At 70.3% G+C, this 6,318-nt stretch carries 6 protein-coding genes; all 6 read left to right on the top strand.

Annotated features, from left to right (window positions below; translation table 11 throughout):
- The first annotated feature begins 397 nt into the window (after positions 1-397).
- Complete coding sequence (locus ACIRQF_RS30190) at positions 398-1,573, top strand: MFS transporter (protein ID WP_404096757.1); 1,176 nt, start codon at positions 398-400, stop codon at positions 1,571-1,573.
- Positions 1,570-2,244 (top strand): HAD family hydrolase, encoded by a 675-nt coding sequence (locus tag ACIRQF_RS30185; RefSeq protein WP_404096754.1) that lies wholly within the window; start codon positions 1,570-1,572, stop codon positions 2,242-2,244. The genes ACIRQF_RS30190 and ACIRQF_RS30185 overlap by 4 nt, the downstream gene beginning before the upstream one ends.
- Positions 2,245-2,849: 605 nt before the next feature.
- Positions 2,850-3,347 (top strand): hypothetical protein, encoded by a 498-nt coding sequence (locus ACIRQF_RS30180; protein WP_404096751.1) that lies wholly within the window; start codon positions 2,850-2,852, stop codon positions 3,345-3,347.
- A 232-nt stretch (positions 3,348-3,579) separates the two neighbouring features.
- Positions 3,580-4,674 (top strand): hypothetical protein, encoded by a 1,095-nt coding sequence (locus ACIRQF_RS30175; protein ID WP_404096748.1) that lies wholly within the window; start codon positions 3,580-3,582, stop codon positions 4,672-4,674.
- Between the two features lie 197 nt (positions 4,675-4,871).
- The gene (locus tag ACIRQF_RS30170; RefSeq protein WP_404096746.1) at positions 4,872-5,558 is read left to right on the top strand and encodes a hypothetical protein; all 687 of its coding nucleotides are present in this window, start codon (positions 4,872-4,874) and stop codon (positions 5,556-5,558) included.
- Between the two features lie 311 nt (positions 5,559-5,869).
- Entirely contained in the window at positions 5,870-6,175 is a 306-nt protein-coding gene (locus ACIRQF_RS30165; protein WP_404096743.1) for a hypothetical protein, read from the top strand.
- The last annotated feature ends 143 nt before the right edge of the window (positions 6,176-6,318 follow it).

Here is a 6,318-nt window from a genome sequence, read left to right as displayed (position 1 = left end):
CCCAAAACCCCGCGGGGGGGCCCCCCCCACAAACCCCCCAACCCGCTGGGGGTTTTTCTCCCGCGGCGGGGGGGGGGGTCCCCCCCCCGGGGGGGGGGGCCCCCCCCCCCCCGGGGCCCCCCCCCCCGAGACGCCGATCCAACAGCTGGGATCCACCGGGCTTCCGCCCGCTGAGCATGAATGGCCGGTGCTTGTGTTGCGCCATGACAGCTACGCGCTGGGGTGGCGACGCGGGCACACCCCATAACCTTCCCGATGGAATCGCTGGTCGCCCGCCGTTGCACCGGCCGCCGCGGCGCCGCGCCACGCACTTCGCCGCGCATGAGCCGAGCGCCTCCCTCTCCAGCAGCCACGACCGTATGCAACTGCTGCCAGGCACGGATAGGGGGACGGCCAGATGACAGTGACTGCCGTAGCCCCAACGTCAGCCCCAGTCCAGGCTCAACTGCTCGCCTCTCGCCGCCTCCTGAGCGGCGTCTTCGCCCTGTTGGGCGTAGTCATGGCCGTATGGGGCGCGCGCATGCCGGCCGTCCAGGCTGCAGCCCAGCTCGGCCCCGGCCGACTCGCCATCGTCCTTCTGGCGGCAGCAGCCGGCATGGTCCTCGGCCTTCAACTGGGCGGCCGCCTTGCCCACCGGCACGGCCCGGCCCGTCTTCTCGCCGGGCCTGCCATCATCTTCGGACTGTCCCTCGCCCTGCTAGGCACGTGCCGAACACTGACCTCCCTGTCCCTCGTGGCCGTCGTCTTCGGCATCGGCCACGGACTCCTGGACGTCGGGGCCAACTCAGCGGCCGTCAATCTCGAGCGCGCCTACCAGCGCAGGATCATGTCCGGTCTCCACTGCGCGTACAGTCTGGGTGCGCTGACCGGTGCGGGCCTGGCGGCAGTCACCGCATGGGCGCCCTACCAGGTCCTGTTCGCCACGGCCGGAATCCTGACGGCAACTGCTGCCACCGCCGCCATTCCGATGATCCGGTCAGCAGGGCATCTCGACACACCCGCCCTGCAGGATCCGACGGACCGAGACGACGCCCGCCAGTTGCCGCGTCGCGCGGTGTGGTTGCTCGGCTTCCTGGCAGCAGCCTGCCTTCTGGGCGAGGGTGCCGCAGCAGACTGGTCCGCAGTCCATCTGCGCACCCTCCACGCGTCCGAAGCGGTCGCTGCCGCCGCCTACGCCGCCTACAGCGCAGCCATGGTCGTAGGTCGCCTTTTCGGCGACCGCTTGAACGCCCACTTCGGACCGACGGCCGTCGCCCGTGCCGGTGCCGCTCTTGCCGCAGCCGGACTCGGCACCGGCCTGCTTATCGACTCCGCCCCGGCAGCCCTGATCGGCTGGATGGCACTCGGCCTCGGTCTGTCCACTGCGGTGCCATCCCTGATCAGTGCCGCGGGGCGCGGAGGCCCCCGGGCCGTCGGCGCCGTCGCTGCAACCGGTTACCTCGGCTTGCTCACGGGGCCTGCTGCCATCGGAGCACTCGCGTCGCTCACCAGCCTGCCGGTAGCCCTCACCCTGCCTGTTCTGCTGGCGGCCGTTGTCGCCCTTTCCGCCCACCGAGCATTGGATCGCAAATGACCACGCCTTCCGCCACCCCTGACCAGAGACTCGAGGCCCTGATCCTCGACTACAACGGCGTCATCGGACTGCAACCCACCCAGCGAATGTGGGTGCGACTGGCCGCACTCGCCGGATGGCCCGCCGAGCAGACCGCCGACTTCGAGACCGAGTTCTGGGCACGTCGCGCCCCGTACGACGCCGGCGAGATCAGCACCCACGCCTTCTGGAACGGCCTGCTGAACGACCAGCTGGCAGCCCCGCCGGGAAGCGCCCTGCTCAACGAACTGCGCAGCACGGACGCCGAGATGTGGACCCACACCGACGAGGCCGTCGTCGGTGTCCTGCAGGCAGCGCACGCAACCGGACTTCCCATGATCATTCTTTCGAACGCCCCACATCCCCTGGCGGATGCACTCGATCGCGCTCCCTGGTGCAGCACCCTGATCTCGAAGACCGTCTACTCCGCCCGGCTCGGCGTGAACAAACCGGACCCGCGCGCCTACGAGGCCGCCCTCGTGGCGGCCGGCTCACCTCACCCGGCCAACACGCTCTTCGTCGACGACCGTCACGAAAACTGTGCCGCCGCCGCCCAACTCGGCCTGACCACTCTCCATTTCAACGGCGACAGCCAGACACTCGCGTCCCATATTCCGCAGCTCGTTCCTGCAACGGGCGTCCGCGGAACCTGACCACGTACGAGGCGCTGCTCGCGCGCGGCCGAACGCGCCATGTGCCATCCAGCAGGAAACGTGTGAGTCTGTGCGGCTTCGCCCGGGGCCGCCCAGCCACCCCAGGGACGACGACAGCACCCGGCGGAACCAACTCCGGCCAACCACACGCACTCGATGAGCAGCGTCGTCTGCCAGCCCCACCGTCGCCGTGTGGCCCCGTTAGCGGAGGCCACACACGCATGCATCTCCTCAGCTCCCCGCGCGATGACGTCGACCCAGCGACGGACCCCGGCGAGTTGGAACTCCAGCGGCGAGCGGTACCGCACAGGCGACCGGCGGCCGGATGATGCCGTCCCGCGGTCTTCTTCGGACTCTGACCAAGTTCAACTCAGTCGTGGCGCCCAAGTTCGCCAGCGTCGCGGCTGCCCCCTCTCCCGGCCCCCGGCGCCCGCCTCGCGCGCGCCCCGGGGGCCGCTGCACGTCGCCAGCCGCACAGGTTGCGGCAGTTGCTGGCCGAGGTCCCATGCTGCGCGGCACCGACCCCGTGGGGGAGAGGCACTGAGCCCTGCCCCGCGTCGGTCCGTTTCACGCCCCCTGCTTGGCAACCGGCCGAAGGACCCACCATGGACAAGCCTGACCAGCCCAACCCTGCACGTGCCGTCGAAGCGCGCATCGCTGCCCGCGATGCGGCCCCCAGCCCGAACCGATTTCTCACCAACGACGCAGGCGTTCCGCTGCTGTGCGCCTATATCCCCGGCCACGCACACCGCGGCGTCTACGCGACCGGTCGTCTTCCCGCCGGGCCCATGGGCACCGTCGCCGCCTGCGACGACTGCTGCGAGGCATGTGCCCAGGACGCGGACACGGAGGCGGACGAGATCGAAGCCTCCATGGGGCTGCGCGAACCGGCCACCCACGTCGACGACCAGAACCCGACGGACGCCTACGAAGTCACCGTCTTCCGCACCGAGATGATCACCTACGCCCTGACCGCCGTATCGGCCCAGGACGCCGAGGAGCGATACCTGTTGGACGGCGAGGAGACCGGCAGCAAGACCGTCGAGCTGCGCGTCGACTCCGTCACGCGCCAGCAAAGGCAGGAACCGACCCGCCCCGTCTGACCAGCGCCACACCCCAGCCCCGGTGACACCTCATGCGCGCCGCAAGATACCGGCCTATGCCCAGCTGGCGGCCCGCCCACGGCATCGGGGCGGGCCGCCCATTCCCGGCCTCGCCCCGAAGCCGCCGCCACTCAACAGGGCACGTCCTTGCGCGTCTTGTCCTTCCGCGCTCCACGGTCCAGCCACACCAGCACGGCACACCAGTCGTGCCCTGCACCGAAGGAGCCCATCGATGTCCAGGACTCTCGCGCGTCCCACCCCGACACCCGCACCGCGCCGCACCGCCATCAACCACGCCCACCACGCCGAACGACTGCGTTCACAGCTCGCTGACTTCTGGGGCAAGCCTGTCCGCGGCCTGCCCCACGGCGCGGACCTGATGGCGGCCATGCACCTCACCGCAACCGGCCGCGACCTCGTCCACGACCCCGACGCCATCGGCCTCTACTTCACCATGTGCGCCAACTTCGCCGACGCCTACCGCACCAGTGAGGTATGGGTTGCACCCCACAGCATGGCCGACCGCATCGCCCAGCACCCCCTCGTGAACAACGACAGCGTGATCGTCGGAAACCTGGAAGACGCAGCCCCCGCCCGCGACGGACTCACCTACTTCCCCACCCCGATCCAATTCGACGACCTGTATCCCGTCTATGCCATCGCCTGGCACATGGAGGGCACCGGCAACGACCTTGCCTTCTCCGTCGAGACGATCACTGCCACACGGCACGTCCCCGCCCGCCTGCCGCCCCGCCTCGCCGCATCCACCAAGCTGCCCCGCGCCTCCTACTGCCCCAACAGCGTCACCACCCTGTACGAAGGCGTCCTCAGCGGCTACAGCAACCCGCACTTGTTCGGCGCGCCCGACCGGGCCACCGCCCTTGCGCTCGTCCTGGCGTTCTGGGAACTGCGACCCCCCACCACTGCCGACGACGACACTCCCGGCGAGGACACGCTGACCGTCCCCCAGCACACCAGCACCGGCACCAAGAACACCGGTCGCAGCCGCAAGGACAAGCGCAACAACAAGTCCCCGCGCAAGCGGCGCATCCGCATCATCCGCGAACCCGCCCACGCCAGCCATGCTCGGCCGACCACCGCGACTGACGTCTCCTCCGGGCCTAAATGGAAGGAGGACACGCTCCGCTGGGAGGTCACCGAGAAGTGGCAAAACCGCTGCCCCAACCCCCACAAGCACCGCGCCATCATCGAAGCAGGTGGCGAATGCAAACCCGTACGGGTCCGCGTCAAGGAGCACACCAACGGACCAAAGGGCCGCGCCATCGACCCCCGCCGCGCGGTGCGGATCGTGCCCGACCGGACCTAGCCGGACCAACCCGCACCCCGCACGGTCCCCGAGCCCCCGGCCCTGCACCCTCGCAGGTGCCGGGGCCGTTTCGTGCCTGGCCCTTGCCACTTGCGGTGCTAGCCGCCCGCCGGCCCACTGTGCGGTCCGCCGGGCCGGGGAGGCGGTGACACCCAACCCGCCTCCCCGGCCAGCTGCTACCGAAGGAGGAGCCCCGCATGCGCGCCGCCTCGCTGGAAGGAACCCGAGAATCCATGCTGACCCCGCCACCGGACATGTACCCCGGCTGCACCTGGGCTGACCAGCCCGTCACCGTCACCGCCACCGACCCGTCTCCCGGCCACACCGGCTACATCGGCAGCGCCGCAACAGTCGAGCCCCGTACCGGACTGACCACCCGGTACAAGGTCCTCGCCTACAACCCGCACGCCCGCACCGTCACCGTCCTCCCCGACGTGAAGGAGGACCGCGCCGGCGTAGTACGTCCCCTCCCCGGCTCCGAACGCGGCCGCACCCACACCATCGCCCTGGACGATGTTGACGAACTGCGCCTCATCCACCGCCGTCACCGCGACGACACCACGGCCCTGCACACCAACCACTGCCGCCACACCATCAAGGCGGCGTTCACCGCCGGGGGAGACCGAGGTGTTCCCGGACCCCGCCGCGTATACCGGCTCTGGATGCAGACCACTGAGGGCCATACCTACCGGTTCCTCGTCCACGCCCCCTCCCAGCCCGAGGCGTACGACGTGGCGCGCTCCTGGTGGCAGGGAACCCGCAGCTCGGACGGGTGGACCGGCGGCCACCTGGAGGACGGTGACCGCATCGACCACCTCACCTGTGAGGGCGCGCGGGACATGCCGGTGTGGCCCTACCCCGACCCGATCGCCGACCCCGTATAAATCCGGACGCAGCCCTCATGACCTCCGGGACCCACACGGTGCCGGAGGCACTACCGACCTCGCCCACCGCCCCCTCGACCCGGCCCCCGGCACCCGCCCCATGCGGACGCTGGTGGCGACCGTGTGTCGGGGCTGCCCGCCGCACCGCTTGCGTGCCTTGCCGGCCGCCGGTCCACGGTCCGCCTACCGGCCCTCGGCGGGAAGCGGCGGACACGTTCCCGCTCTGCTTGGGCCGCTCCATGCAAACGCCGATGAGAGGACCCAAGTTGTCGCAGAGCACTGACCTCAGCTGGATCGGAGCAGACGCCGCCATGGCCTTGATTCCCGAGAACCTGCGCACTGAATTCCTGGAAAGGCTCGAGGACGCCTCCTGGGTGCCAGTCCAGGGAAGCCACCCGTTCTCGCAGGGATACGCACTCCGCACCGCGCTGCGGCGCATCCCGAACGCCCGCGAGGCCACCTACTCGCAGACGTGGACGGTGCACACGGGCCAGGAAGGCGAACGGCACCACACCGTCCTCGGGCTCCGGACGCCCCGGCAGGAAATCTTCTTCCTCGACGACGGAGACATGACGATGCAAGGCGTGCTGATCCGATCCACTCAACAGCCAGCCTGACGCCCCTGGCCCGGCCCCCGCACCGCCGACGGCCCGCCCCCACCAGGGGCGGGCCGTTCCTCGTTCCCGTGCCGGCCCGGGCTGCGCCCTTGCGTGGCTTGGTGTGGCCGGGGGCAGCGTGCGTGTGGCAAGAGCGGCTCCCA

It is taken from the genome of Streptomyces sp. NPDC101191 (assembly GCF_044767915.1).
GTDB lineage: Bacteria > Actinomycetota > Actinomycetes > Streptomycetales > Streptomycetaceae > Streptomyces.
Note: the sequence above shows the minus strand (reverse complement) of the source record. Positions and strands in the feature narration are given on the sequence as shown.

What these genes read in the sequence shown, in the direction of transcription:
- ACIRQF_RS30190 (WP_404096757.1), top strand. Translation starts at nt 398, where the DNA reads ATGACAGTGACTGCCGTAGCCCCAACGTCAGCCCCAGTCCAGGCTCAA.
- ACIRQF_RS30180 (WP_404096751.1), top strand. Translation starts at nt 2,850, where the DNA reads ATGGACAAGCCTGACCAGCCCAACCCTGCACGTGCCGTCGAAGCGCGC.
- ACIRQF_RS30175 (WP_404096748.1), top strand. Translation starts at nt 3,580, where the DNA reads ATGTCCAGGACTCTCGCGCGTCCCACCCCGACACCCGCACCGCGCCGC.
- ACIRQF_RS30170 (WP_404096746.1), top strand. Translation starts at nt 4,872, where the DNA reads ATGCGCGCCGCCTCGCTGGAAGGAACCCGAGAATCCATGCTGACCCCG.
- ACIRQF_RS30185 (WP_404096754.1), top strand. Translation starts at nt 1,570, where the DNA reads ATGACCACGCCTTCCGCCACCCCTGACCAGAGACTCGAGGCCCTGATC.
- ACIRQF_RS30165 (WP_404096743.1), top strand. Translation starts at nt 5,870, where the DNA reads ATGGCCTTGATTCCCGAGAACCTGCGCACTGAATTCCTGGAAAGGCTC.